Annotated in this window: 24 protein-coding genes and 1 riboswitch; of the genes, 15 read left to right on the top strand and 9 right to left on the bottom strand. The window is 71.2% G+C overall.

Going from position 1 to position 25,462, the window contains the following annotated elements:
- Positions 1-263: 263 nt before the first annotated feature.
- The gene (locus ABZV42_RS00520; protein ID WP_355982232.1) at positions 264-449 is read right to left on the bottom strand and encodes an Rv0909 family putative TA system antitoxin; all 186 of its coding nucleotides are present in this window, start codon (positions 447-449) and stop codon (positions 264-266) included.
- Between the two features lie 160 nt (positions 450-609).
- Between ABZV42_RS00520 and ABZV42_RS00515 the strand changes: the two genes are divergently transcribed.
- The gene (locus tag ABZV42_RS00515) at positions 610-1,341 is read left to right on the top strand and encodes an HNH endonuclease family protein (RefSeq protein WP_355982234.1); all 732 of its coding nucleotides are present in this window, start codon (positions 610-612) and stop codon (positions 1,339-1,341) included.
- 114 nt (positions 1,342-1,455) lie between these two features.
- Here the strand turns inward: ABZV42_RS00515 and ABZV42_RS00510 are convergent, their stop codons facing one another.
- The 4 genes from ABZV42_RS00510 to ABZV42_RS00495 form a co-directional block, all read right to left on the bottom strand.
- Entirely contained in the window at positions 1,456-1,992 is a 537-nt protein-coding gene (locus tag ABZV42_RS00510) for a hypothetical protein (RefSeq protein WP_355982236.1), read from the bottom strand.
- Between the two features lie 52 nt (positions 1,993-2,044).
- Complete coding sequence (locus ABZV42_RS00505; RefSeq protein WP_355982238.1) at positions 2,045-3,946, bottom strand: hypothetical protein; 1,902 nt, start codon at positions 3,944-3,946, stop codon at positions 2,045-2,047.
- Between the two features lie 256 nt (positions 3,947-4,202).
- Positions 4,203-4,955 carry a hypothetical protein gene (locus ABZV42_RS00500; protein ID WP_355982240.1) on the bottom strand — a complete coding sequence of 251 codons (753 nt, stop codon included), beginning with the start codon at positions 4,953-4,955 and terminating at the stop codon, positions 4,203-4,205.
- 104 nt (positions 4,956-5,059) lie between these two features.
- Positions 5,060-5,794, bottom strand: coding sequence for a hypothetical protein (locus ABZV42_RS00495; RefSeq protein ID WP_355982242.1), 735 nt, complete (start codon positions 5,792-5,794; stop codon positions 5,060-5,062).
- A 281-nt stretch (positions 5,795-6,075) separates the two neighbouring features.
- Here ABZV42_RS00495 and ABZV42_RS00490 point away from each other — a divergent pair, with 281 nt between their 5' ends.
- The 3 genes from ABZV42_RS00490 to ABZV42_RS00480 all read left to right on the top strand — a co-directional run bounded on the left by ABZV42_RS00490 (position 6,076) and on the right by ABZV42_RS00480 (position 10,538).
- A complete protein-coding gene (locus ABZV42_RS00490) occupies positions 6,076-8,103 on the top strand; it encodes an N-6 DNA methylase (protein WP_356050547.1) in 2,028 nt (675 codons plus the stop codon).
- A 300-nt stretch (positions 8,104-8,403) separates the two neighbouring features.
- The gene (locus ABZV42_RS00485; RefSeq protein ID WP_355982246.1) at positions 8,404-9,018 is read left to right on the top strand and encodes a hypothetical protein; all 615 of its coding nucleotides are present in this window, start codon (positions 8,404-8,406) and stop codon (positions 9,016-9,018) included.
- Positions 9,019-9,056: 38 nt separating this feature from the next.
- Positions 9,057-10,538, top strand: a complete 1,482-nt coding sequence (locus ABZV42_RS00480) for a serine/threonine-protein kinase (RefSeq protein WP_355982339.1) — start codon at positions 9,057-9,059, stop codon at positions 10,536-10,538.
- 18 nt (positions 10,539-10,556) lie between these two features.
- Here ABZV42_RS00480 and ABZV42_RS00475 read toward each other — a convergent pair whose 3' ends face one another.
- Together ABZV42_RS00475 and ABZV42_RS00470 are read right to left on the bottom strand one after the other, a co-directional pair.
- Positions 10,557-10,739 carry a DUF397 domain-containing protein gene (locus ABZV42_RS00475; RefSeq protein WP_355982248.1) on the bottom strand — a complete coding sequence of 61 codons (183 nt, stop codon included), beginning with the start codon at positions 10,737-10,739 and terminating at the stop codon, positions 10,557-10,559.
- Positions 10,740-10,751: 12 nt separating this feature from the next.
- The gene (locus tag ABZV42_RS00470; protein ID WP_355982250.1) at positions 10,752-11,606 is read right to left on the bottom strand and encodes a helix-turn-helix transcriptional regulator; all 855 of its coding nucleotides are present in this window, start codon (positions 11,604-11,606) and stop codon (positions 10,752-10,754) included.
- 261 nt (positions 11,607-11,867) lie between these two features.
- Here ABZV42_RS00470 and ABZV42_RS00465 point away from each other — a divergent pair, with 261 nt between their 5' ends.
- Positions 11,868-12,353 carry an ATP-binding protein gene (locus ABZV42_RS00465; protein ID WP_355982252.1) on the top strand — a complete coding sequence of 162 codons (486 nt, stop codon included), beginning with the start codon at positions 11,868-11,870 and terminating at the stop codon, positions 12,351-12,353.
- On the opposite strand, the gene ABZV42_RS00460 is transcribed toward ABZV42_RS00465, so the two are convergent.
- Positions 12,343-12,786 (bottom strand): hypothetical protein, encoded by a 444-nt coding sequence (locus ABZV42_RS00460; RefSeq protein ID WP_355982254.1) that lies wholly within the window; start codon positions 12,784-12,786, stop codon positions 12,343-12,345. The genes ABZV42_RS00465 and ABZV42_RS00460 overlap by 11 nt on opposite strands.
- Positions 12,787-13,111: 325 nt before the next feature.
- The gene (locus tag ABZV42_RS00455) at positions 13,112-13,831 is read right to left on the bottom strand and encodes a hypothetical protein (RefSeq protein WP_355982256.1); all 720 of its coding nucleotides are present in this window, start codon (positions 13,829-13,831) and stop codon (positions 13,112-13,114) included.
- A gap of 460 nt (positions 13,832-14,291) precedes the next feature.
- Between ABZV42_RS00455 and ABZV42_RS00450 the strand changes: the two genes are divergently transcribed.
- From ABZV42_RS00450 to ABZV42_RS00405, 10 genes are all read left to right on the top strand, one after another.
- Positions 14,292-15,119, top strand: a complete 828-nt coding sequence (locus ABZV42_RS00450; protein WP_355982258.1) for a glycoside hydrolase domain-containing protein — start codon at positions 14,292-14,294, stop codon at positions 15,117-15,119.
- A gap of 232 nt (positions 15,120-15,351) precedes the next feature.
- Positions 15,352-16,014, top strand: a complete 663-nt coding sequence (locus ABZV42_RS00445; RefSeq protein ID WP_355982260.1) for a SurA N-terminal domain-containing protein — start codon at positions 15,352-15,354, stop codon at positions 16,012-16,014.
- A gap of 100 nt (positions 16,015-16,114) precedes the next feature.
- On the top strand, positions 16,115-17,239 hold the full coding sequence (locus tag ABZV42_RS00440) for a nucleoside triphosphate pyrophosphohydrolase (protein ID WP_356050546.1): 1,125 nt from the start codon (positions 16,115-16,117) through the stop codon (positions 17,237-17,239).
- A gap of 321 nt (positions 17,240-17,560) precedes the next feature.
- A complete protein-coding gene (locus ABZV42_RS00435; RefSeq protein ID WP_355982264.1) occupies positions 17,561-18,832 on the top strand; it encodes a cytochrome P450 in 1,272 nt (423 codons plus the stop codon).
- Between the two features lie 314 nt (positions 18,833-19,146).
- The gene (locus ABZV42_RS00430) at positions 19,147-20,010 is read left to right on the top strand and encodes a transglycosylase family protein (protein WP_356050545.1); all 864 of its coding nucleotides are present in this window, start codon (positions 19,147-19,149) and stop codon (positions 20,008-20,010) included.
- Between the two features lie 189 nt (positions 20,011-20,199).
- A riboswitch (cyclic di-AMP (ydaO/yuaA leader) is annotated at positions 20,200-20,393 on the top strand.
- A 4-nt stretch (positions 20,394-20,397) separates the two neighbouring features.
- Positions 20,398-21,111, top strand: coding sequence for a transglycosylase family protein (locus ABZV42_RS00425; protein WP_356050544.1), 714 nt, complete (start codon positions 20,398-20,400; stop codon positions 21,109-21,111).
- Between the two features lie 385 nt (positions 21,112-21,496).
- Complete coding sequence (gene eno / locus ABZV42_RS00420; protein ID WP_355982270.1) at positions 21,497-22,783, top strand: phosphopyruvate hydratase; 1,287 nt, start codon at positions 21,497-21,499, stop codon at positions 22,781-22,783.
- 148 nt (positions 22,784-22,931) lie between these two features.
- Positions 22,932-23,408, top strand: a complete 477-nt coding sequence (locus ABZV42_RS00415; protein ID WP_355982272.1) for a septum formation initiator family protein — start codon at positions 22,932-22,934, stop codon at positions 23,406-23,408.
- A 39-nt stretch (positions 23,409-23,447) separates the two neighbouring features.
- Positions 23,448-24,053 (top strand): DUF501 domain-containing protein, encoded by a 606-nt coding sequence (locus ABZV42_RS00410; protein WP_355982274.1) that lies wholly within the window; start codon positions 23,448-23,450, stop codon positions 24,051-24,053.
- Positions 24,050-25,027 (top strand): Ppx/GppA phosphatase family protein, encoded by a 978-nt coding sequence (locus ABZV42_RS00405; protein ID WP_356050543.1) that lies wholly within the window; start codon positions 24,050-24,052, stop codon positions 25,025-25,027. The genes ABZV42_RS00410 and ABZV42_RS00405 overlap by 4 nt, the downstream gene beginning before the upstream one ends.
- The last annotated feature ends 435 nt before the right edge of the window (positions 25,028-25,462 follow it).

Raw genomic sequence — 25,462 nt, 5'->3', positions numbered from 1 at the left:
TGGGGCCTGTCTCGCAGTTCCCGTTCCGCCCCTGCGGGCGACGGCGCGAATTGTCGGACGGGCCCCGGCGGCACGCGGCCTGGAAGCGGCCGGGATTCACCGAGTTCCCCGCGTTCTCCGAGTCCCCCGCACTCCCCGCGTCCCCCGCACTCCCCGCGTTCTCCGCGTTCTCCGCACTCTCCGCACGGCAACGACCCCGGCCCCATCCGGCGTGGATGCCGCGATGGGGCCGGCAGGGCGAGATGGCCCTCGGATGGTTCCGGCTATTGCTGTCCGGGCTGGTCGCGGTCCATTCCCATCGCGCCTTCGGCCTTCCGCTGCGCGTCGTCGACCTTGTCCGAGTACTTGTCGCCGGTCTTTTTGTTGACCTGCTTCTCCGCGGTGTCGGACATGTCCGATGCCTTGTCCTGCGCCGCCTTGTTGTGCTTGAACTTGTCGAAGATGCCCATCCAGAGCTCCTTCCGGGGGACTCACGACCGACGATACGCCCGGCGTGCGCCTATTGCCCATTGATGCCTGGTATGGCCGGGGAATGCCGGCCGTTACCTTGGGCAGACGGGAATCACGTCCGATCTGGGCGGACCCGGGGAGGCGAAGGGGAGGGGCGCTGTGCTGCGTCTGAGGGGTGGGGCGGCTGCCGCCGCGGTGGCCGTGTTCGTCATCGGTGCCGGAGTCAGTGGCTGCAAGAAGGACGCCATCGGTTCGGCGGGACCGCAGGAGACGGCGGCCGGCGGCGGCGGTGCCGCCTACGCGGCCGTGGACTCGCTGGCAGTCAAGGGGCGCGCGCCCAAGACCGGGTACAGCAGGGAACGGTTCGGCACGGCCTGGGCCGACACCGACGCGAACCGCTGCGACACCCGTGACGACATCCTCAAGCGGGACCTGAAGGAAGTGAAGTTCAGCGACGGCAGGTGCAGGGTGTCCGGCGGGGTGCTCGGACCCGATCCGTACGGCGGCAAGGACGTCACCTTCGTCCGTGGGCGCAGCCTGGTCGACATCGACCACCTCGTCGCCCTCTCGGACGCCTGGCAGACGGGCGCGAAGTACTGGGACGCGAGCAAGCGGATAGCGCTGGCCAACGACCCGCTGAACCTCCGCGCCGTCGGCGCGAGCGCCAACCGCAGCAAGGGCGACGGCGACACCGCGACCTGGCTCCCGCCGAACAAGGCGTACCGCTGCACGTACGTCGCCGCGCAGGTGGCGGTGAAGAAGAAGTACGGCCTGTGGGTCACCAGTGCCGAGAAGGCGGCCATGAAGAAGGTGCTGGGCGGCTGCCCCGCCCAGAAGCTCCCCTCGGGCGGCAACGCGACCGAGGCACCGAAGAGGTTCCACGCGAACTGACGCGAGGGGCGGGCGCCCCGCCGGTGCCGGGCCGGTGACGCGTCCCGCACCGGCACGAAGCCGTACGGGGCGAGCCGTACCCGCCCCGCGCGACGGCCACCGGTACCGGCGGACTCAGCCCAGTTCGGCCGCGGCCGACTCGTACTGTGCCGCCTGTTTCGGGGTGAGGTAGCGGGAGACGCGTACGAGCACCGAGCCGTGGACGTAGTCGTATTCGGCCAGGGCCGGGGAGGACTCGGCCACGCCGCGGAGGTACGCCGCGCGTGCCCCGGCGTCCGCGGCGTCGGCGAACACCTCGATGGCGCCGCCGCGTTCGACGGCTCCCGGGTCCGCGCCGGTGACCTGCGAAGCCTGTACCCAGCTGTCCGAGAACGTGACCTTGGACGTGTACTCGTCGGGGCGCCCGAGCAGGTGGTTGGGGTCGTTCTCCACGGTGACGGCTCCCGTGAGAGTCGCTGTCCCCACCCGTGCTGCCATGGTCCGGAACGCGGTGCGCGCCGCGAGCCGGCCGTCCGCGCGCGTGCTCGCCCTCGCGGGTTCGTGCGCGTCGGCCGGGGAGTTCGAGGGTGCGTTGCCGCACGCGGTCAAGAGGGTCAGGAGGGCGACGACGGGCGCGACGGCCGACGCGGCGGTGGAGGTGGTTCTGTGCATGCGGGAGATGCTGGCGTTCAGGCCGTCGTGGTGTGTCTGTGTGGCGGAGCTGTTACGGGGTGTTCCCATGGGCCGGGTCGTGTTCGACTCGCTTCGTGGAAATCGTCAGCAACAACCGCGACACGGTGCGGAGTTCGTCGTCCGGGTGGTTCTGGCCCGAGAACGGGGAGTCGGTCAGCAGGCGCTTCGGGGAGGAGACGTAGGAAATCAGGGTGGGGTGGAGTTCCTTCGGGGAACGGCCTGTCGTGGCGAGGGCTTTGAGGGCGCTGAGGCCCGCCGGGGTGGTGCCGACCAGGCCGGCCAGGACGGGGACGGCGCGGTCCGGGGAACCGGTGATCCAGTGGTGGGCCTCGGCGGCCGCCTTGCGGGTCCAGTCGTAGCCGGCCCCCAGCAGGGGCTCGATGAGAGGGAGCAGCGGGGCGGCGGCGCTGCCCATCGGCTCCAGGCCGCTCAGGTACCAGTGGGTCTGGCCCTTGGTGGACGACAGCAGTGCCTCGTAGGTGCGCAGCGCCGTGTCGGGGTCGCCCGTCAGCTGGTAGTGGGCCACGGCCGCCGACGCCCTCAGCGAGGCGTCGTTGCCCTGCGCGGCTTCGAGCAGCAGGCCGGTGATCTCCGGAGTGCGTATGCCGTTGGAGCCGAGTTGGCGGGCGGCGACGATGGCCGCGCGACGGGTCCTGAGGCAGTCGGCCAGTTCGGGCTGGGCCGCCCGGGCGGCGGTGCCGAACGGGGCCAGGGCCTGGACCAGGGCGATGCCGTCGTTCCCGGTGGCGCCCGCGGCCAGCTCGCGGCGGATCACGGGTATCAGCCGGTCGGCCGCCTCCGGGAAGCGTGTTGCCGCCGCCGCGAGCAGGCGGGCGGAGGGGCGCTTCAGCACCAGCTCCAGGGCGCGGGGGTCGCGCGAGTGCACCAGGGCGAGGAGCGCGGGCCCGGCGTTCTCGTCGTCGCCGACCGCGTACCGGTGGAGACCGTCCCGGAGGGCGGCTTCCGGCTCGGGCAGACCCTCGATCCAGTAGCCGATCGTGCGGAGCAGGGCGGTGGCGTTGCTGTGATGGGGCAGTGCGGCCAGCGACAGGTCCAGGACCTCGCGCTCGCGGTCCCGCCACTTCCCGGCGATCTCCTGGGCCAGCCAGGAGCCGCGTGAGCCGATGTCCCCGGCCGCGATCCAGCGGGCGGCCACCGTGAGGCCGGCGTCCGGATCCTGGGTGAGTAGGCGGGTGAGCCGCTCGTTCTGGGTGCTGGTGTCGGACCACGGGTAGTCGTCGTCCCCGGGGTCGGGTTCGGCGCCGTCCTCGGCGAAGACCTCAACGATTTCGGGCGCGTAGGGCGGCCCCAGCCGTTCGGCGGCCGACTGGGCCGCGGCGAGCCGCACCTCGGGCAGCGGGCTGTCCAGCGGTTCCAGCACCCGGCCGAACCGGTTCAGGACCACCAGCGCGTCCGCCCGTACCGCCGGGACGGGATCGCCGGCGTAGAGCGCGTCGATCCGCTCGACGGCCAGGACCCACAGCTTGTACGGGAGCAGGTCGGCCACGGACGCGACCGTCCGGAGCGCCGCCCGGCGCACCCCGCGCTCGGTGTCCCCGAGGCAGGGCAGCAGCTGAGGGAGCACCGCGCAGAGTTCCGCGCAGACCGCGGCGCTGTCGCTGCCGGGCCGGCGCGGCGATCGGACGGCGGAGGAGTCGTGGTCGGCGAGGACCGCGAGGAGCATCAGCAGTTCTTCGCGCTTCCGCGGCGCGTGCAGCGCGGCGTGGGCGAGGAAGGGGACGGCGGGGGCCGACGCCTGGTAGATCGTGCCCTGGTGGTGGATGTTGCCGTAGAGCTCGTGGACCGCCTCGTCGGCGGCTTCCTCGTCGTCCTCGTAGAGCGCCCTGATCAGCTCGGGCACGTCCTCGGCGGGGCCGTAGGCGTGGGTCAGGTCGGACCACCGGACGTCGTCCAGCTCGGCCGGAGATCTCATGCGCGTGCTCCTCGACTGATCAGGTGCGCCGACCCTATCGACTGCCTCCGACACCGCCCCGAACCACACCGGCGCCGCCGCGGCAGGCGACGTTCGCCGTGCGGGAGTCGTGCGGGAGCGGTGCGGGAGCGGTGCCCGGCAGGGTGAACTCCCGGGCCCGCGTCGTGTCGGTGGTTCGGGCTCCGCGTGGCGACGGCCCGGGAGGACGGCCCTCGGGAGGACACGTTCGCCCGGGCGTCGTCGAGCCGGCGGAGCGTCAGCTGCCCAGCTTGTCCAGGTCGAGGATCGTCCCGGCCGGCTTGGCGGCGCCGACCGGCTTGTCGTACTCGCTGAAGGTGATCGTGCCCGGGTCCTTGGCGGAGGTGCTGTCGACCCGCAGCAGGTAGGGCTTGCCCTCGGTGGCGACGTACAGCGTGTACCGGTCCTTGCCGTCCTTCTCGTGCAGGACGATCGCGGGGACCCCGTCGAGGGTCGTCGTCTTTCCGCGCGTGGCATCGGAGTTGACGTTCTTCGCGTCGGCGAGCACGGTGCCGAGGTCGCAGACGCCCGCGATGTCCTTGGCGTCGGAGCCGGTCGCGGCCATCTTGGTCCACTTGCCGGCCAGCATGCTCACGACGCCGTCGGTCTCGGCCTTGGAGTCGCCGCTGCCGCTCTGGGCGCGCAGGAACGCCTCGTCGTACTTCATGTAGAGGGTGTTGCCGGTCTTGATGAGATCGGCCTTGCCCTGGCCTTTCATGTTCATCGTGCCGGCGCAGTCACCCTTCTTGTCGAGTGCCATGTCGATCCCGATGGTGCCGCCGCCCTGCTCGTCGGGAACGTCGCCCTTCATCCGGAGCGAGTTGGCACCCGTGGTGGCCTTGACGGCGCGGTTGGCGATCTGGCCCCCGGACAGCCCGACGAACGGGCCCTTCGGCTTGCTGTCCGCCTTGGTCTCGCCGGACAGGCAGCCGGTGAGGCCCGCGGTGGCCGCGGCGGCGAGGCAGAGGGCGGCAAGTGCGGTGCGACGCATGAGAGTTCCTTGGTCTGGTGTCGGTTGATGGAGTGTGGGGGGAGCTGTCTTCGTGCCCGCGCGCCTTCATGGTGGCGCTGCATCAGGGGCGGGGCGCGACGGTGTCAGGCTGACTTTTTCCAGTCCCCGCAGCCCGCGGTCTTGAAGTAGCCGTCGCCGGCGCCGATGGTGACGACGGCGGTGCCGGTGACGTTGTTGTTGGCGATGACGGAGTTCATGGAGTGCGTGGCGTCCTTGTCGCGCTCCCAGTAGCAGGAGTCGTCGGCGTTGCCGGTGGAGCGGTAGGTGCCGGGGGCGATGTCCGCGCCGACTCTGTACATGCCGCCGTCGCCCTTCATCCGCGTCGCGGGCGAACCGGAGGCCTTCGCGCCGACGGCCTCCCAGTCCTCGCAGTTGCTCGTCCTGAAGAGCTTGTCGCTCGCCTCGACGGTCACGTAACTGGCGCCGGTGACGTTGTCGTTGGCCAGCAGGGAGCTCATCTCGCCCGAGGCGTCCTTGGCCCGCTCCCAGTAGCACATGCCGTCGGTGTTGCCCGTGGTCCGGTAGGTGCCGGGCTTGATGTCGCTGCCCACCCGGAAGTCGCCGTCCCCCTGGAAGGCGGCCTTCTTCGCGGCCTTGCCGGACGTGCCGCTCTTCTTGCTGTCGGCCTTCTCGGCGTCCGCCTTCTTGGTGTCCGCCGTCTTGCCGGACTCGTGCCGGGCGGAGGAGGACGTGTCCTTGGCCTTGTCGCCGGAACCGCTGTTTCCGCTGTTCCCGTGGTTGCCCGCGTTCGCCGATACGACGCCGATGACGACGATGCCGACCACGGCCCCCAGCCCCACCTTGGCCTTGATGCCCATGACTGCGCCCTCCCCAGGGTGTGAACAGATTGCTCGAACATGCACGGCATCCGGTTCGCTCCGGCGGCTTGCCCGTTCGATGGGTCAATAAGAGCAGAGCGTGTGAACCGAGTCAACACGATTCACAAAGATGAACGTGTACATGAGCGTGAAGGGGTGGATCACGCATTCGTCGGTATGCTCGGCGTCACAGGCAAGGGCGGTGGGCCGGAGACGTCATGAGCGGCATGGCCGCAGGGGCGTCACAGAGGCCACCGACCAGAACGAGGGGAGCCGGGCGGGTGCAGCACAACGCGACAGAGGTGACCGCCGCCGGAATCGCCCGGCTCGCGGGAGTCGGCCGGGCGGCCGTCAGCAACTGGCGCCGCCGGCACGCCGACTTCCCCAAACCGGTCGGCGGTACCGAGGCCAGCCCCACCTTCGCGCTCGCCGAGGTCGAGGCCTGGCTGCGCGACCAGGGCAAACTCGCCGAGGTCCCACTGCGCGAGCGCGTCTGGCAGCAGGTCGCCGGCCACCCCGAAGGCCCCGTCACCGCACTCGTCCACGCCGGATGCGTGCTCCTGCTCATCAACGACCGCCCCACCGACTGGCTGGAGGTCAGCGCGGGCTCCGACGAGCGCCTCGCCGCCCTGCTGCCCGCCGCCCTCGACCAGGTGATCGCCCCACGCTTCGGCGCTCCGCGCGAGCGCGCCGTGAACACCCCCACCGGTCCCGAGCTGCTCACCTCCGCGGCCCTGCTGCGCGGGGCGGCCGAACTCGCCGCGGACCGGGGCGCCCGGCAGGCGTACGAGTTCCTGCTGGGGCGGCACCTCGACGCCAACCCGCGCCAGTACACGCTCACCCCGGGCGACCTCGCCACGCTGATGGCCGGCCTCGCGGGACCGGCGCGCACCGTACTCGATCCGGCCTGCGGCACCGGCGCGCTGCTGCGCGCCGTGGCGGCCGGGCCCGACCAGGAGCTCTACGGCCAGGACAGCGCCCCCGATCTCGCCGCGCTCTGCGGACTGCGGCTCGCGATCCAGGGGAAGGCCGCCGTCCGCACCGCCGCCGGGGACAGTCTGCGCGCGGACGCGCACAGCACGCTCAAGGCCGATGCCGTCGTGTGCCACCCGCCGTTCAACGAGCGCAACTGGGGGCACGACGAACTCGCCTACGACGCCCGCTGGGAGTACGGGTTCCCGGCCCGGACGGAATCCGAACTGGCCTGGGTGCAGCACGCGCTGGCGCATCTGAAGGACGGCGGCAGCGCCGTCGTCCTCATGCCGCCGGCCGCCGCCTCGCGCCGCTCGGGCCGCCGGGTCCGCGCCGACCTGCTGCGCCGCGGCGCGTTGCGTGCCGTGATCGCCCTTCCGGTCGGCGCGGCGCCCCCTTACAACATCCCGCTGCACATCTGGGTGCTGCGGCGCCCCGAGAAGGCGCCCGCGCAGCCGGAGCTGCTGCTCGTCGACACCGGCGCGTCGGCCGGGGAGGGCCGCGGCTTCGACTGGGCGGCCGTGCGCAGCGCGGTGCTCGACGCGTGGCGGCCCTTCGAGCGGACCGGCAGCGCTCGCGAGGAGCCGGGGTTCAGCAGGTCGGTTCCGGTCATCGAACTCCTCGACGACGATGTCGACCTGGCCCCGGCACGCCATCTTCCGCCGGACGCCGCCCCGGGCGGGTCCGAGCAGCTCGCGCGGGTCCGCGATCACCTGGGCGACACCTTGCGCCTCACCTCCGATCTCACGCCCCCCGAGGCGCGGCGCAGCTCCCCGGTGCGCTGGCCGCTCATCACCGTGGGCGAACTCGCGCGCGGGGGAGCCCTGCTGCTGCGTACGGGCGGTAACACCGCACCCGCGCGCGCGGCGGTGCTCGCCGACCACGACGTGCTGGCCGGAACCGCGCCGTCCGGGAACCTTCCCGAAGGCGACGAGGAAGCCGTGCTGGTCGAAACGGGTGACGTCGTGGTCCCCGTCCTCGGAGGCGGTTCGGTGGCGCGGGTGGTCGACGAAGACACGGCGGGCGCCGTCCTCGGGCGCAACCTCACGCTCCTGCGCCCCGACCCGGCCGCCCTGGACCCGTGGTTCCTGGCGGGCTTCCTGCGCGGCACCGCGAACAACCGGCAGGCCAGCAGCTACGCGTCCACGGCCACCCGGCTCGACGTCCGGCGCCTGCAACTGCCCCGGCTCGCACTGGAGGACCAGCACCGCTACGGGGAACGCTTCCGCGCGCTCGCCGAGTTCGAGGACGCGCTGCGGAGGGCCGGGCGGCTCGGGGAGCAGCTCGTGCGCGGTATGTACGACGGCCTGACGGACGGAACGGTCACGCCGGACTGACGGAACGGGCAAGCCGGACTGACCCAACGGGCACGCAGGGCGGACGGAACAGGCACGCCGGGCGGAAGGGATGGTCACGCCGGGCGGACGGAACGGCCACGGGGGACCCATGGAACGGGAACTTCCTCCAGGGGTCTCCGAAGCCCGTCGTGACACGTGAAGTGATCAGCGTGGCAACGGTTCGGTACAACCCGGGACCGGTTGTCCTCGTCGGCCTATACGCTCGGACTTCCAACTCGTACGTCCGTCCCCAACCGGCCTCCGGGAGCAAGCATGCAAGGCCACGGCCAGGCGCAGCCGGTGAGAACTCCACCCCCCGTCGGGTGGCTGGTCTTCCTGCGCGTGTTCTTCGTGGTGATCTCGGTGTTCAGTTTCGGCCTGCTCGGCTGGGTGATGATGCTGCGCCTGGCGATCGTGACCAGGAAGTCCCTCGACTGGGGGCTGTTCGCGGCCACGACGGCCGCCGAGGTGTTCGGGATCGTCCTGCTCGGCACCGAGGGGGGCGACGAGATCCACACCCCGGGCGGCTGGACGGGCCTGATCCTGCTTCTGGGTTCCCTGGTGCTCTCGATCGCCTACTACCTCGCCGCGGACATCCGTCACTTCCACCAGCTCCGCTACGCGGCGTACGTCCCGCAGCAGCCCTCGGGGCCGGCGTACGGCTATCCGCAGCCGTCGCCGTACACCGCCGCGACCGTTCCGCAGCACCAGAGCCCCCTGGCCACGCCGGTGCCCTCGATGCCCCGGCCGCCGATCCCCCAACCGCCGGTGTCCCGGCCGTCGGTGCCGCCCGTATCGCCGCCCCAGCGGCCGGCGCCCGCGCGGATCGATCAGGTGCGCGCCGAGCTGGACGAGCTCAGCGACTACCTGCGCAAGCGCGACGGCCGGCCCGACGACAGCGGGGACGGCTGGTGAGCGTGGCGACGAGCCGGGTGATCGCGGACCGCTACGAACTGTCCACACTCATCGGGCAGGGCGGCATGGGCCAGGTCTGGACCGCCTACGACAAGCGCCTGGACCGGCGTGTCGCGGTCAAGCTGCTGCGCCCGGACAAGGTCGCGGGCCAGGAGGCCGACGAGCTGCGCCGCCGCTTCGTGCGCGAGTGCAGGGTGACCGCGCAGGTGGACCACCCCGGTCTGGTCACGGTCCACGACGCGGGCAGCGCGGGCGACGAGCTGTTCCTCGTCATGCAGTACGTCGACGGGGCGGACCTCTCGGACCATCTCGCCGAGCACGACCCGTACCCGTGGCAGTGGGCCGTCGCGGTCGCGGCCCAGCTGTGTGCCGTGCTGAGCGCGGTGCACGCCGTTCCGATCGTGCACCGCGACCTCAAGCCGAGGAACGTGATGGTCAAGCAGGACGGCACGGTGACCGTCCTCGACCTGGGCGTCGCGTCCGTCATGGACACCGACACCACGCGCCTGACGCACACCGGCTCACCCATCGGCAGTCCCGCCTACATGGCCCCCGAGCAGGCGATGGGCGGCGCGGTCGGCCCGTACACCGACCTGTACGCGCTCGGTGTGCTGCTGCACGAACTCCTCAGCGGCGACGTGCCGTTCTCCGGCTCGACCGCGCTCGGCGTGCTGCACCGGCACCTGTACGAGCCGCCGCTCCCGGTGCGCCGGCTGCGCCCCGAGGTGCCGCCCGCGCTGGAGGACCTCGTACTGCGCCTGCTCTCCAAGGATCCTCAGCACCGGCCGGCGTCCGCGCAGGAGACGTACGAGCATCTGCTCCCGCTGCTGCCGTCGCCCGGTACGCCCACCGGGGCCCCGCTGGATCCCACGCGGCCCTTCCTGCGCCCGCACGCCCCGTGGCCGGACCGGGCGCGGACGCCCGCGCCCCAGCCGCAGGCGGCGCCCGTCGTGGAGCGGCCCGATGTCGCGGGCGCGGTCGACGAGGTCAAGCGGCTCCTGGGCGAGGGGCGCATCACGCAGGCCGTGGACATCCTCGGCGCGATCCTCCCGGCGGCGGCCGACGAGCACGGGGAGCACTCACCCGTCGTGCGTACGCTGCGCAAGCAGTACGCGGCCACGCTGATGGACGACGGACAGTACCGGCGGGCGCTTCCCGAACTGCGCCGTCTCGCCGAGGAGCGCGCGGCCGAGGCGGGCCAGGCGGACCCGCAGTCCCTGCGCTTCCGCTACGAGGCGGCCCAGTGCCTGGAGCAGCTCGGCGAACCCGCCGCCGCGCTGGCCGAGTACCGCGCCCTGCTGCCGTACTACGAGAACCGGTACGTCGCCGGGGACCCGGAGATCTCCCTCGAAGTCCGCCGCAGGATGGGCCACCTGCTGCTCGCCCTCGGGGACCGCGCCGCCGCCCACGACACCCTGGCCAGGCTCCTGCACGACGTGGAACTGCTGCGGGGTTCCGGGCACCCGATGGCGACGGAGATCCGGCGGACGCTCCAGTGGCTGGGCCAGGTGCGGGGCTGAGGCTCCCGCGCCCGACGCTCAGTCCCGCTTCGGCCGCAGGGCGGCTATGAGGGCGCAGAGCTGACGCGGCCCGGTGGCGATGACCGTCTCCGGGGAGTCGCTCTCACGCAGGAGGACAGCTCCGGTTGGGGTCGTGGCCACGTAGACGCAGGAGGACGCTTCCTGGCTGTACGTGGACTTCTGCCAGTTCAGGTCGTGCATCGACGGGCTCCTTCAGAGGTCTTTGGCTAGTCGGGTGATGAAGTCGCGGGACTCGGCCTGGGGGAGCGCGGCCCGCTGCATGTGGTCCAGAACCAGGTGGTGGCGCTCCAACTGGGCAGGAGTATCGATGAGTTCGGCGCCGTGGTCGGTGTCCAGCTGGACGGTGTCGAGCTGATGGACCGGGCCGTGGAAGTAGTCGATGCCCTGGCCGGAGGTGTGGAACGGGCCGTTGGCGAACGGGATCACAGCGATCGTGACGTGGCCGAGTTCGCTCATGTCGTTGAGATGGCGGAGCTGGGCTCTGACCGTTCCGGGGGCGCCGAAACGCATACGCAGGGCGGCTTCGTGAATGATCGCGGTGTACGGCTGGGGTTGTTCGCGGTGCAGGATCGCCTGGCGCTTGACGCGGTGCGAGACGCGGTGCTCGACCTCGTGGGGCTTGAGCGGTGGCACGGTGTGGCCGAACAGGGCGCGGGCGTGGTCCGCGGTCTGGAGCAGGCCAGGGATGTTGATGACGTTGGCCACTCGCAGTGCGAGAGCGTGGTGTTCGACCTCGGTGAGATCCAGCATCCGGGGCGAGAGGATCTCGCGGTACTCCTCCCACCAGCCCCGCCGACGCTCGCCGGTCATCGCCGTGAGGGCGTCGATCAGGGGCTCGTCGGTGCAGTCGTAGTGGCGGGCCAGGGAGCGCACGCGGTCCGCGCTGACGCCGTAGCGGCCGGCCTCGATGTTGCTCACGCGTGACTGCGTGGCGCCCAGCAGTGCGGCGGCCTGCGTGGCGGACAGGTCCGCGCGTTCGCGCAGTCTCCGCAGCTCGACACCCAGTCTCCGGCGTCGCGCGGTGGGCAGTGGGCTCGGCTGCGGCATGAGCGGCGACTTCCCGTTCGTACGTATGGCGCGTGGGTCACCCACACGAAGGTATTAGGGACTGCATTCCCTGTTACTCATGGAATGTATTCCATGAACCGGTCTACGGTGGGCGTCAAGCCGCCCAACTGGCCCCGCCGATAAGCCGGAAGCGCACCGCGTTGCCCAACATCCGTACGCATGCGTACGTTCCGCGCGACATGCCACCGCCCGGCCGGACCAGTGGAGTGAACCGGAGTACCCCCACCGCAGGAGGCGTTCATGGTCACCGTATCCCCGCAGAAGTCCGATGCGTCCCCCTCTTGGGCGTACGCCCTACAGTTGCCGCACGATCCGCTCGCGCCGCGCGTCGCGCGGGTCACGCTCAGGGCGGTTCTCGGCGGGCACGGAATGGCGGGCATCGCCGACGCGGCCGAGTTGCTGGTCTCGGAACTCGTCACGAACGCCTACCGGCACTCCGGCGGCCCCGCGACCCTCCGGCTCAGGGCCCTCGGCGGTGGCCGGCTGCGGATCAGCGTCTGGGACGCCGACCCGTGCATCCCGCCCCCGTTCGACAGGCGGCACGGCGGGCTCGGACCCGTGCCGGCCGGAGCGGACGGCGGACGCGGGCTCTTCCTCGTATGCCACTACGCGGACGCCTGGGGCGGACACCCGCTCGGTGACGAGCTGTTCGGCCGGAACGGGAAGCTGCTGTGGTGCGAGGTGGGGCCGCCGTGGAAGGCGGCCCCGGAACGCGTCAGCGCGTGACCGGCAGGGCCCCGGCGAACACGTGGCCGTCGGCGCGGGTCTGGACCGGGAAGTCGACCTTGAGCGCGCCCTCCTGGCCCTCGACGGTCAGGTGGGTGACCGTCTTGAGGCCGAGGAACGCCTTCTTGGGCGCGGTCGCGGTGACGTACGGGCGGGCGATGTTCATCAGCAGCTTGCCCGGCCTGCCGCCCCGGTTGCCGTCGAAGAACAGGATCCGCTGGTTCGTCAGGACGACGTAGACCGCACGCGGGCGGACCGTCGCCATCACCATGCCCAGGGTCAGCACGCCGACCACGATCGCCGTGAGGGCCTGCTTGCGCACCGAGACCGTGCCTATGGAGGCAAGGCTCGTGAGTTCGACCTGCTCGCCCGGGAGCAGCAAGGGGGCCGAGGTCTCCAGCAGTTGTCTGTTGCGGCGTGCGTTCATGGCCATGGGACGGGCTCCTGTGATGGATCAGCGGTGAGTGGGGTGGGCGGGGCCGCTCCGGCTGCCGCTCCGGCCGCCGTCGGTCCCCTGTCCGCCGGTCCCCCTGCCCACCGGACCCGGCCCGCCCCCTCGTTGGCCCGAGGATTGTTTCAAGCCAGGGAAGACCTGAAAGAGTACTTCGTGCAAGATGCACTCAAGTTGAGGTCATGGGGGAGTCAAGATCGCTCACGGGAAGGTCAAGTGGGCGTTCGTACGCGCCTTTGACCCGGAGACCACTGACCACGCGGAGGGCCACTGCGGCCGACTGGGGGCGTCATGGTCCCGTCGGCGGTCACACGTGCGCGTGTTCGCCCTTCAGGGAGGTCACGATCCGGGCGGCCAGCTTCCTCGCCGTGGCCGCGCCGTTGTCGTGTCCGTCCGTGGACATCACCGTGACGACGTCCGTTCCCGACCGGGCGGCGATCAGGGTCGATCCGTTCTGCCAGGCGCTGTCGGTCAGCGTGATCGTGTAGGCGGCGTCACCGAGACCGGTGGTGTCGGCACCGGTGACCTTCACATCGGTGTGCGTGTCCGAGTCGGGGTAGCTCGCGCAGGTGGCGGCGGCCTTCTTCAGATGCGCCAGCACCGTGGCCGCGGTCGTGCCGCGATAGGTGTCGACCTCCTGGGCGATGTCCTCCGACGTGGCCTTGCTGACGTAGTCGTTCTGGGCGAAGGCGACCCCCGAGTCGCCGGTGATCGCTATCCAGCTGGTGCCGCCGAGAAGAGTGCAGTCGGGCTTCGCCGCCGGGGAGGAGCTCGGGTCGGCGTACTCGGTGCCGGAGTCCCGCGCGCCCTTCGGGTCGACCGCGAAACCGGTGGCGAAGAAGGACGCGGGCGCCAGCGCCTTCTTCAGCCGCGCGCCGGTCAGCAGACCGGCGTCGGGGTCCTTGGACGGCTTGTCCGCGGTGGCGGAGGAGGACGAGGTGCCGGTCGCGGAGGCGCAGGCCGTCAGGGCCAGCGGCAGCACGGCGGCGGCGAGCAGTGCCCGAGCCGCGCGGGAGGGGTGGCGCATGGAGATCTTCGATGTCCTTCGATGCGGGGTCCGGATGGGCGAGTACCCGTCCGGGCAGGGCCTTCGGCCCCGGCGGACTCTGAGCGCGTACCGCGGACGCACAGCCCTGTCCGTGCCTGGGCGGTGTCCGCGTCGGGCCGTCCGCGTCGGGCCGAGCCTGCGCTGAACGACGGGGAGGCGGTTGCCGCGGTTCCGGGAACTCGCCTGTTTTTGTCGTGCCTTGAGGGAATCTTGTGATGAATGAGGTGAAGGGTTTCCCGAGTTACGGGTGTCATGGGTTAGCGTGCGATCCGCTCCCGGCGCAGGGGACCGGCGCCCCTTCGCGGGCCGGCCGGAGAAGAGCGCCGCATCCGGGACCGCTTGTCCCTGTTGCCGATCGTCCACTTGTCGTCCCGAGTCTCACGGGTATCCGGGCTCTGTTCCGGGTGTCCTGATGTGCATGTCATGAATGGGGTGGGGAATGTCCAGCCATCGGATGTCCAGGAAGGGCCGCTACATAGCCTGGGCGACGGCGGGCGCCGCCGTGGTCGCGGGAGCCGGGATCGCGGCACAGGAATCGATGGCGGCGACCACCTGGCCCGCCCAGAAGACCTTCACCGGCCGCGCCTTCGACACCTGCACCGCGCCCTCGCTCACCGCGATGAAGGCCTGGCACACCGGCTTCTACGGAGCCGCCGCCGTGTACATCGGCGGCAAGAACCGCGGCTGCGGCCAGCCCAACCTCACCGCGTCCTGGGTGAAGTCGGTCAGCACCCTGGGCTGGAAGCTCGTCCCGCTGTACGTCGGCGCCCAGCCGTCCTGCCAGACCGGCAGCAGCCCCGAGAAGCTCACCGCCTCGACCGCCGCCTCCATGGGCGCCACCGACGGAGCGGACGCCGTCGCCAAGGCCGCCGCCCTCGGCATGAAGGCCGGCAGCCCGGTCTACCTCGACATGGAGTCGTACGACCTCACGAACAAGGCCTGCAACGACGCCGTGCTCACGTACGTGCGCGCCTTCGACAAGGCCCTGCGCGCCAAGACGTACCGCTCCGGCTACTACGGCTTCACCAGCTCCAGCGCCAAGGCCATCGCGACCGCGGCCGACAAGACGGATCTGCCGGGCAACCTCTGGTACGCGCTGTGGGACAAGACCAACACCACGACCACCGACTGGCCTTGGGGCGCCACCCAGTTCACCGGTCACAGCCGCGCCCACCAGTACATGGTCAACAGCAAGGAGACCATCGGCGGCGTCACGCTCACCGTGGACCGCGACGCCTGGGACGCGCCGGTCGCCATCACCGGCTGACGCGCGGACGATCGCGGGAGGGGACGGCCACGGCCGGTCGACCGGACGACCGGCCTGCCGTCGTCACCCGTACGGACGGAGCACGGCCGTTCCCTGAGGCGGGGAACCCCCGGCGGTGCCTGAAGTCGTCGTGAATCGTTGGTCGAATGGCTGGCCGAGAGGCGGGCCACTGCCTACCATCGATCACCGCAAGACTTTGTGCACCGTCGCACAATCTCCTCGGGAGGCTTCCTTGCACCGCCGCCGTCGCACCGCGCTCGTCCTCTCCGCCGCGATCGTCGCAGCGGCCCCCGTGCTCACCGGCTGTGGCAGCGATGCCCATCCGGGCGCGGCGGCCGTCGTCGGCGACAGCCGGATCACCGTCTCGCAACTGGAGGGCCGGGTCGACGAGGTGCGCTCGGCGCAGCGGGCCGCCAGCAAGGACGACGCCCAGTACGCGCAGGTCGTCGCGAGCACCGGCACCCTCACCCGCGACACCCTGCACGGCATGGTCCTGGACCGGGTCCTGGACCGGGCGGCCAAGAACGCCGGCGTGACCGTCACCCGCAAGGACTCCCAGCAGATGCGCTCGGCCCTCGAACAGCAGGCGGGCGGCTCGAAGGCGCTGGAGACGGCCTGGCTGTCGAACTACGGAGTGGCGCCCAAGCGCCTCGACGACAGCCTGCGCACCGAGATCGAGGCCCGCAAGCTCGCCGCCGCGCTCGGTGTCGACATGAACACCACCGACGGCAAGGCCGCCTTCTGGAAGGCGATGTCCACCGCCTCCAAGCAGCTGCACGTCGACCTGAACCCGCGCTACGGCGCCTGGGACGTCCAGAAGAGCAGCCGCGTCGAGGCGAAGACGCCGTGGCTGCGTGAGGTCTCCGCGGCGGCGGCGCAGCAGCAGCCCGCGTAACCCGTCGGGGAGGGGCCGCTGGGCCGGTGGACCGGCGGCCTCCTCCGGGGGGCCTGTGGACAACCCCGGGGGTGTCGGCGGGGTGGGTTACGTTCGGGGGGTGAACGCAACCAGTGAACCGACGGGGGCCGCTCAGGACAGTGAGCGGACCGCAGCCGATGTGACGGCCGGAGGCGACGGCGGCGCCGGCCGTGTCGTCCTGCTCACCACCAGCCACCGTGTCGCACCCGGTCTGCTGTCCTGGCAGGCCTGGCAGGCGCTGCACGGTGCCGACCGGGTGCTGTGCTCGGACGGCGCGCACCCGCAGGTGCCGTATCTGCGCGAGGCCGGCATCGGGGTCGACGAGGAGTCCCCGACCGCCCGGGAACTGGTCGACGCGTGCGCGGGCGGCCGCACGGTGGTCGTGGTCGCCACCGGCGAGGGCGAATCCCGGCTCACCGACGGTCTGGCCGGCCTCGCGGGCTCCGGCCGCATACGGATGCCCGACCTGGAGCTGCTGCCCGCCTCGTACGACCTGCCGGGAGCCCGGCTGCTCGACCTCGTCCAGGTGATGGACCGCATCCGGGCCGAGTGCCCCTGGTCGTCCCGCCAGACGCACGAAGGCCTGGCGAAGTACGGCCTGGAGGAGGCGTACGAGCTCGTCGAGGCCATCGAGGAAGGTGACCGGGACGAGCTGCGGGAGGAACTCGGTGACGTCCTGCTCCAGGTCGTGTTCCACTCCCGGATCGCCGAGGACGACCAGGAGGCCCCGTTCTCGATCGACGACGTGGCCGGCGGGATCGTCGCCAAGCTGATCCACCGCCACCCCCATGTCTTCGGCGACGAGACGGCCACCACGCCCGAGGAGGTCAAGGAGCACTGGCTGCGCACCAAGGCCGAGGAGAAGCGGCGCACCTCCGTCACCCAGGGCGTCCCGCTCGGCCAGCCGGGCCTCGCGCTGTCGGCGAAGCTGTCGTCCCGGGCGCGTACGGCGGGACTCGACGTCCCGCTGCCCGCGGGCGAGGGCGTGGGGTACGAACTGCTGGCGATGGCCGTCCGGGCCGAGGCCGAGGGCGTGGACCCCGAGGCGGCACTGCGGGCGGCGGCCCGCACATACCGTGACGCGATCCGCGGGGCGGAGGGCTTCACGGAAGCGGGCCGCGACGCCGAGGGCCAGATGCACGACGGCGAGGGCGAGGACGAGGGCGAGGGCAAGGACGAGGGCAAGGACGAGGACGGGGCCTAGGGCCGCGACGGGCAGCGGGCAGCGGGCGACGGGCCGGCACGACGAGGGCTGGGCGGGAGCACGGCGAGCACGGCGAGTGCGGGGCGGGGGCCGGGCGGGGGTGGTCTCCGCCGACGCCGTACGCGCCGGACCCCCTTCCGATCGCCGGGCATCCGGAGGGGAGCAGTCTCCCCACGTGACCCTGCGGCCAGGGGGCCGTCCGCTGTCGGCCCTGCGGCCAGAGGGTGTGCCGTCCTCTGCCGGCCCCGCTGACGGGAGGGGGCCGTCTCCCGTGCGCACTGCGAGCATGGGACCGCCGCTTCCTGCCGATACCGTCGGGGAGTGACCGAGCACGAAGCCTCCTCCAGCGCCGCCCCCGAACTCTTCACCTGGGAGTTCGCCACCGATCCCTATCCGGCCTACGCCTGGCTCAGGGAGCACGCGCCCGTGCACCGGACCCGGCTGCCCAGCGGCGTGGAGGCCTGGCTCGTCACGCGGTACGCCGACGCCAAGGCGACGCTCGCCGACCAGCGGCTGTCCAAGAATCCCGCGCATCACGACGGGCCCGAGCACGCGAAGGGCCGGACCGGGATTCCCGGGGAGCGCAAGGCCGAGCTGATGACGCATCTGCTGAACATCGACCCGCCGGACCACACCCGGCTGCGGCGGCTCGTCAGCAAGGCGTTCACGCCCCGGCGCGTCGCCGAATTCGCCCCGCGGGTGCAGGAGCTGACGGATCAGCTCATCGCCGGGTTCGAGGGCAGGGGTTCCGCCGACCTGATCCACGAGTTCGCCTTCCCGCTCCCCATCTACGCCATCTGCGACCTGCTCGGCGTCCCGCGCGAGGACCAGGACGACTTCCGGGACTGGGCGGGCATGATGATCCGGCACGGCGGCGGGCCGAGGGGCGGGGTCGCCCGGTCCGTGAAGAAGATGCGCGGATATCTCGCCGAGCTCATCCACCGCAAGCGCGAGGCGCTGACCGCGGAGCCCGCGCCCGGCGAGGACCTCATCTCCGGGCTCATCCGCGCCTCCGACCACGGCGAGCACCTCACCGAGAACGAGGCCGCCGCGATGGCCTTCATCCTGCTCTTCGCCGGGTTCGAGACCACGGTCAACCTCATCGGGAACGGGATGCACGCCCTGCTCACCCACCCCGGGCAGCGGGAGCGCCTTCAGACCTCCCTCGCGGCCGGGGAGAGCGGGCTGCTGGAGACGGGTGTCGAGGAACTCCTGCGCTACGACGGGCCCGTGGAGCTGGCCACGTGGCGGTTCGCGACCGAGGACGTGCGGATCGGCGGACAGGACATCGCGGCCGGCGACCCCGTGCTCGTGGTCCTCGCGGCGGCGGACCGTGACCCCGAACGCTTCGAAGAGCCGGACACGCTCGATCTTTCACGACGTGACCTTCAGCACTTGGGTTACGGCCACGGCATCCACTACTGCCTGGGCGCGCCGCTCGCCCGGCTGGAGGGGCAGACCGCGCTGGGTACGCTCCTCAACCGTCTTCCCGACCTGCAACTCGCTGGAGAATCGGCTGATTTGCGCTGGCGCGGAGGGCTCATTATGCGCGGATTGCGCACGCTTCCGGTGGAGTTCACCCCGGTCAAATAGGCCTTGATCGGTTCATCGCCGACCCTTCGGCGCCGCGGCCGAAGGGGCTCTTCCGCATACCGGAAAAGGCCTCTTCGGGGCTACCGGAACGTGACGGTCCATCAAATCTGTGATCTTCGCGTGATCTGTACTGCATCGACTTGTAACCAGCGATCGACTGCGACTACGTTCACCCATCAACGCGGCGCCTCTGCTTCTCACTTAGCAGGAGCCGCGGTGCTCCCCGCTGTCACTCGAAAGGCTTGCGCATGCTCTCCGGGAACGGCCGTCACCGTCGCCCTCGTCAGGCCCCGGCGCTCATCGTCGCCGCGGGAGTGACCGGATCTGCGATCGTCATTCCGCTGCTCGCCGCGACGAGTGCCAGCGCGGCCGACGGGACCACCTGGGACCGGGTGGCGCAGTGCGAGAGCGGTGGCGCGTGGAGCGCCGACCAGGGCAACGGGTACTACGGCGGCCTTCAGCTCGACCAGGACAACTGGGAGACGTACGGCGGTCTCGAGTACGCGCAGACGGCCGACCAGGCCAGCCGCTCGCAGCAGATAGCCGTCGCCGAGAAGGTGCTCGCCGACCAGGGTCTCAAGGCCTGGCCGACCTGCGGGCCGCTCTCCGGGCTCAGCAAGGGCTCGGGCGAGGTCAGCGTCGACACGGGTCTGGCCGCCGACTCGTCGAACGGCGAGGGCGACTTGGGTTCATACATTTCATCCGGTTTGGCGACTTCGCCCAGCTCGTCCCCTTCGACCGGTTCGTCCGCTTCGGGTGACTCGTCGGGCGCGGCCGACAGCACCCCGACCCCCAGCGCCTCGCAGAGTTCCGACGGCTCGGGTGCGACGACCGGCAAGAGTGACGAATCGGCCAAACCGGGTCAGAAGGAAGCCTCTTCGAGCGCTTCCGAGACTCCGGACTCCGGTGGGCGGCACCGCGGCGGGAAGGCCGCGGAGACCGCGACCGGCGGTGGCGCCGACAGCTCGGCCGGCCGGCATGCCGCGAGCGTGGAGAGCGACACCGTCGACGACTCGTACGCCGCGAAGGTCCTTGGCAGTCTCTGGGACTCTTCCGACAGCCCTGGCGCCCAGGACGATTGGGGCAACCTGTCCGCCGTGGACCCGGGTGCGGCCGACAGCGGTCCCGGCCTCGTCGTCCCTGGTCGGAGCATTGCCGTCGTCGCCGAAACGGCCTAGTGGCAGCGGGAGTTCGCGTCACGTTTCGCTGCGGAATGTCCGGTTTGGTGCGAGTGAGACATGAGTCTCAGAAGCCCTGATCGTCTTTGAAATTCCGCCTATGGACTGCTTACGGTCGTGACCGCTCGCCACAGCGGGCTCCGACGGTCGCAACGCCGAATCCTGCCAACGGCCGTACGGGAACAGTCGTCGCGTCATGCGCCGTAGGCAGGAGCGGGGGACCCAAGGTAAGTGCCGGGCCCGGGAGTCGAGAGGCATCCGGGAACGGCTTGGGGTGAAGCCGCGTGCCGAGTGTCCTGGAGACGGGAACGAAGGCGCGTGGCCGGGCAACTACACCGGCCCGAACCCGACAGCTCACCTCGCAGGCGTCGGTGAGGGGATCTCTCCATGCTGTTCTCCAGCAAGGGCAAGCACCGCCGCCCGAACAAGGCCACCCGCGTCGCCACGCTCGCCGGTGTCACCGGTGTCGCCATCGCCGCCCCGCTGATGGCGGCCGGCAACGCCTCCGCCGCCACCACCTCCGAGTGGGACGCCGTCGCCCAGTGCGAGTCCGGCGGCAACTGGTCGATCAACACCGGCAACGGCTACTACGGCGGCCTCCAGTTCTCGACCTCCACCTGGGCCGCGTACGGCGGCACCGCCTACGCCTCGACCGCCGACCAGGCCTCGAAGTCGCAGCAGATCGCCATCGGCGAGAAGGTCCTCGCCGCGCAAGGCAAGGGCGCCTGGCCGACCTGCGGCACCGGCCTGTCGAGCACCCCGAACGACGGCGGCGCGGCCCCGGCGGCCCCGTCCGCCTCCGCCCCCGCCTCCACCTCCTCCTCGAGCGGCTCGCAGAGCGCCCCCGCCACCCGTACGACGGAGCAGCACGCCGCCCGTTCCGCGGAGCGCCCCGCCGTCCAGAAGACCGTCACCACGCCGACCGGCAAGAAGGTCAAGAAGGGTGACGGCGAGTACAAGGTCGTCAAGGGTGACAGCCTCAGCTCCATCGCCGAGAAGAAGCACGTCAAGGGCGGCTGGCAGAAGCTGTTCAAGCTGAACAAGGGCATCGTCTCCGACGCCGACTTCATCTACCCGGGCCAGCAGCTGCACCTCCACTGAGCGGTGCGGCACGCCGGCTGACCTGGCCGCCTTCGGCGGAGGGCGGTCCCGATCCCGGCGCGCGCCGCACGGCTCCGCCGGTCCGTGGCCCCCTCGCACGGCCGGCGCCGCACGGCTTCGGCCGAACCGCGGCTTCCTCGCACGGCCTCCGCATCCGAGGCCGGGTGAGGCCCCCCGTCCCCACGGGCTCCCCGCTCCGGCGCGTGTTCCCCCGCACGCGCCGGAGCGGGGTTTTTTATTTCTTTTTTTGTTCCGTTCAGGAACAATATGTAGGCTCAGTTCCGCTCAAGGGGTGGTCGATCGCTGGCCGATCCCCGTGAGCCGGTTAGGCTCATCCCGCGGGGCTGCCGGCCCCGCGTACCCGCGTCACATCCCATATAAGGAGATGCTCGTGCCGTCCATCGACGTCGTCGTAGCCCGGGAAATCCTGGACTCCCGAGGCAACCCCACGGTCGAGGTCGAGGTCGGCCTCGACGACGGCAGCACGGGTCGTGCCGCCGTTCCCTCCGGTGCCTCCACCGGAGCCTTCGAGGCCATCGAGCTTCGCGACGGTGACCCCAACCGCTACCACGGCAAGGGTGTCGAGAAGGCCGTCCTCGCCGTCATCGAGCAGATCGGCCCGGAGCTCGTCGGCTACGACGCCACCGAGCAGCGTCTGATCGACCAGGCGATGTTCGACCTGGACGCCACCGACAACAAGGGCTCGCTCGGCGCCAACGCCATCCTCGGCGTCTCGCTCGCCGTCGCGCACGCCGCCTCCGAGGCGTCCGACCTGCCGCTCTTCCGCTACCTGGGCGGCCCGAACGCGCACCTGCTGCCCGTTCCGATGATGAACATCCTGAACGGCGGCTCGCACGCCGACTCCAACGTGGACATCCAGGAGTTCATGATCGCCCCGATCGGCGCGGAGTCCTTCTCCGAGGCCCTGCGCTGGGGCGCCGAGGTCTACCACACCCTCAAGAAGGTGCTGAAGACCAAGGGTCTGTCCACCGGCCTCGGCGACGAGGGCGGCTTCGCCCCGAACCTGGAGTCCAACCGCGCCGCCCTCGACCTCATCGTCGAGGCCATCAAGCAGGCCGGTTACATCCCCGGCGAGCAGATCGCGCTCGCGCTCGACGTCGCCGCGTCCGAGTTCTACAAGGACGGCAAGTACGAGTTCGAGGGCAAGTCCCGCTCGGCCGCCGAGATGACCGAGTACTACGAGGAGCTCGTCTCCGCGTACCCGCTCATCTCCATCGAGGACCCGCTGTACGAGGACGACTGGGCCGGCTGGAAGGTCATCACCGACAAGCTGGGCGACAAGGTCCAGATCGTCGGCGACGACCTCTTCGTCACCAACCCGGAGCGTCTGGCCCGCGGCATCGAGGAGGGCTCCGCCAACGCCCTGCTCGTCAAGGTCAACCAGATCGGTTCGCTGACCGAGACCCTGGACGCCGTCGAGCTGGCCCAGCGCAACGGCTTCAAGTGCATGATGTCCCACCGCTCCGGCGAGACCGAGGACGTCACCATCGCCGACCTCGCGGTCGCGGTGAACTGTGGTCAGATCAAGACCGGCGCCCCGGCCCGCTCGGACCGTGTCGCCAAGTACAACCAGCTGCTGCGCATCGAGGAGATCCTCGACGACGCCGCGGTGTACGCCGGCCGCTCGGCGTTCCCCCGCTTCAAGGGCTGAGCCCGCACGGCCCATCGTTTGAAGCACTGAGCCCGCACGGCTCAGGATGCGTCCTCCGTACGTCCCCGTACCCGGTCCCGTACCGTGTGCGGGGACGTACGCACGTGACGGGCCCGCTCGGCGGGCCGGTACTGGGGAGGCGGGACTCATGGCCGTGAAGGACCGGGACCGGTTCTCCACCTCGACCAGGCTGAAGCTGCTCGGCGAGCAGACGGCGGCCAGGGTCTACCGCTCCCAGACCAAGCGGCAGGCGCGCCGCTCCCGGCTGACCGGCCGGGCCGCGCTGCTCGCCATGGTCCTGTGCTCCCTGATCGTCGCCCTCGCGTACCCGATGCGGCAGTACGTCTCCCAGCGCGCCCAGATCGGTGATCTGGAGCGGCAGCGGGAGCAGGCCCGCCAGCGGGTCGAGCAGCTGCGCGACCTCAAGGCGCGCTGGCAGGACGACGCGTTCGCCAAGCAGCAGATCCGGCAGCGGCTGCACTATGTGATGCCGGGCGAGACCGGTTACGTCGTGATCGACCCGGACGCCGCGAAGCAGGCCCGTGCCGAACGGGGCACCGCCGACCGCCCCTGGTACACCAATGTCTGGGACGGCGTGGACAAATCCGACGCCGCCGACCACTGACGACCCATGAACTGACCAGAAAGACACGTGACTCACGGCATGGAAACGCCACCGCCCACCACCCCGCGCACCGAGCCCACCGACGCCGACGTCGAGGCCTTCAAGCAGCAGCTCGGCCGGCCGCCGCGTGGGCTGCGCGCGATCGTGCACCGTTGCCCCTGCGGTCAGCCGGACGTCGTGGAGACGGCGCCCCGCCTCCCCGACGGGACGCCGTTCCCGACCACGTACTACCTGACGTGCCCGCGGGCCGCGTCCGCGATCGGGACGCTGGAGGCGAACGGGGTCATGAAGGAGATGACCGACCGGCTGGCCACCGACCCCGAGCTGGCCGCGGCCTACCGCGCAGCCCACGAGGACTACATCGCGCGCCGTGACGCCATCGAGGTGCTCGAGGGCTTCCCGAGCGCGGGCGGCATGCCCGACCGGGTGAAGTGCCTGCACGTCCTGGTGGGGCACTCGCTGGCCGCCGGTCCCGGCGTCAACCCGCTCGGCGACGAGGCCATCGCGATGCTGCCCGAGTGGTGGCGCAAGGGCGCGTGCGTGACGCTCCCCGGCGCGCCGGCCGGCGAGGGACCGCAGAAGGAGATGGCCGAGGACGGCACGGACCGCCTCGCCGTCGAGCCGGCCGACGAGGACGAGCGGTGACCCGCGTCGCCGCCGTCGACTGCGGTACGAACTCCATCCGCCTCCTGATCGCCGACGCGCACCCGCACACCGGCGAACTCACCGACCTGGACCGGCGGATGACCATCGTCCGGCTGGGCCAGGGCGTCGACCGCACCGGCCGGCTCGCCCCCGAGGCGCTGGAGCGGACCTTCGCCGCCTGCCGCGACTACGCGGCGGCCATCAAGGACCACGGCGCCGAGCGGCTCCGCTTCGTCGCCACCTCCGCCTCCCGGGACGCCGAGAACCGGGACGAGTTCGTGCGCGGGGTGCTGGACATCCTCGGCGTCGAGCCCGAGGTCATCACCGGGGACCAGGAGGCCGAGTTCTCCTTCACCGGCGCGACCAGGGAGCTGGCCGGGCGCGCCGACCTCGCCACGCCCTACCTGGTGGTGGACATCGGCGGCGGCTCGACCGAGTTCGTCGTCGGAGCCGACCGGGTGCACGCGGCACGCTCCGTGGACATCGGCTGCGTACGGATGACCGAGCGTCACCTCGTCCGCGACGGCGTCGTCACCGACCCGCCCACGGCGGAGCAGGTCGCGGCCATGCGCGCCGACATCGAGGCCGCCCTCGACCTCGCCGAGGAGACGGTCCCGCTGCGCGAGGCGAAGACCCTGGTGGGGCTCGCGGGCTCGGTCACCACGATCGCGGCGATCGCGCTGGACCTCCAGGAGTACGACTCCGAGCGGATCCACCACTCCCGGGTCTCCCTCGCGCGCGTCCGCGAGATCACCGAGTGGCTGCTGCGCTCCACCCACGCCGAACGTGCGGCGATCGGCTCGATGCACCCGGGCCGGGTGGACGTGATCGGGGCCGGCGCTCTCGTGCTGCTCTCGATCATGGAGCGGACCGGCGCGGAGGAGGTCGTGGTCAGCGAGCACGACATCCTCGACGGCATCGCGTTCAAGGTGGCGGAGGACGCCGAGGCCGGCAGGTCGGCCGACGCGCGCTGACGCGTCGGGAGCCGACCCCGGACGGCCCCGGTACCCCTTTTCCGGGGGCCGGGGCGGCCGCGCCCTCCAGTGGCCGCACAGGGCTTCGGACGCCGGGTCCGGCGGCGGCACGCGGGCGTGGCACAGGTCTCGTTCACTACTGATCAGTAGCCTCGGCTGAGCGGGTCGGATAACGTATGAGCGTGTCCGAGGGGGTCCCGGAACACCTCCGGAGAGGCCCCGTCGAGAAAGTTCGTGAAGTTCTTCACAAGGAAAAAGGCCCTGTCGGGCGACGAAGGGGCCACTTGGACCCTTTCGCGGGCTCCGGGCGGTCCGGCAGCATGCTCGGCAGAGCGTTGCGGCCACGTTTCGGGGCCGTGAAACACGGGTGCGGTCCGCTGGGCCGAACGGGTTGGGCCGCAGCTCACGCGGTGTTGACAACGGTACGAACCGTAC

It is taken from the genome of Streptomyces sp. NPDC005281 (assembly GCF_040607495.1).
GTDB lineage: Bacteria > Actinomycetota > Actinomycetes > Streptomycetales > Streptomycetaceae > Streptomyces.
The sequence above is the reverse complement of the archived record's forward strand: the minus strand, read 5'-3'. Positions and strand labels throughout refer to the sequence as shown.

What these genes read in the sequence shown, in the direction of transcription:
- ABZV42_RS00520 (WP_355982232.1), bottom strand. Translation starts at nt 449, where the DNA reads ATGGGCATCTTCGACAAGTTCAAGCACAACAAGGCGGCGCAGGACAAG.
- ABZV42_RS00510 (WP_355982236.1), bottom strand. Translation starts at nt 1,992, where the DNA reads ATGCACAGAACCACCTCCACCGCCGCGTCGGCCGTCGCGCCCGTCGTC.
- ABZV42_RS00505 (WP_355982238.1), bottom strand. Translation starts at nt 3,946, where the DNA reads ATGAGATCTCCGGCCGAGCTGGACGACGTCCGGTGGTCCGACCTGACC.
- ABZV42_RS00500 (WP_355982240.1), bottom strand. Translation starts at nt 4,955, where the DNA reads ATGCGTCGCACCGCACTTGCCGCCCTCTGCCTCGCCGCCGCGGCCACC.
- ABZV42_RS00495 (WP_355982242.1), bottom strand. Translation starts at nt 5,794, where the DNA reads ATGGGCATCAAGGCCAAGGTGGGGCTGGGGGCCGTGGTCGGCATCGTC.
- ABZV42_RS00475 (WP_355982248.1), bottom strand. Translation starts at nt 10,739, where the DNA reads ATGCACGACCTGAACTGGCAGAAGTCCACGTACAGCCAGGAAGCGTCC.
- ABZV42_RS00470 (WP_355982250.1), bottom strand. Translation starts at nt 11,606, where the DNA reads ATGCCGCAGCCGAGCCCACTGCCCACCGCGCGACGCCGGAGACTGGGT.
- ABZV42_RS00465 (WP_355982252.1), top strand. Translation starts at nt 11,868, where the DNA reads ATGGTCACCGTATCCCCGCAGAAGTCCGATGCGTCCCCCTCTTGGGCG.
- ABZV42_RS00460 (WP_355982254.1), bottom strand. Translation starts at nt 12,786, where the DNA reads ATGGCCATGAACGCACGCCGCAACAGACAACTGCTGGAGACCTCGGCC.
- ABZV42_RS00455 (WP_355982256.1), bottom strand. Translation starts at nt 13,831, where the DNA reads ATGCGCCACCCCTCCCGCGCGGCTCGGGCACTGCTCGCCGCCGCCGTG.
- ABZV42_RS00450 (WP_355982258.1), top strand. Translation starts at nt 14,292, where the DNA reads ATGTCCAGCCATCGGATGTCCAGGAAGGGCCGCTACATAGCCTGGGCG.
- ABZV42_RS00425 (WP_356050544.1), top strand. Translation starts at nt 20,398, where the DNA reads ATGCTGTTCTCCAGCAAGGGCAAGCACCGCCGCCCGAACAAGGCCACC.
- eno (WP_355982270.1), top strand. Translation starts at nt 21,497, where the DNA reads ATGCTCGTGCCGTCCATCGACGTCGTCGTAGCCCGGGAAATCCTGGAC.
- ABZV42_RS00415 (WP_355982272.1), top strand. Translation starts at nt 22,932, where the DNA reads ATGGCCGTGAAGGACCGGGACCGGTTCTCCACCTCGACCAGGCTGAAG.
- ABZV42_RS00410 (WP_355982274.1), top strand. Translation starts at nt 23,448, where the DNA reads ATGGAAACGCCACCGCCCACCACCCCGCGCACCGAGCCCACCGACGCC.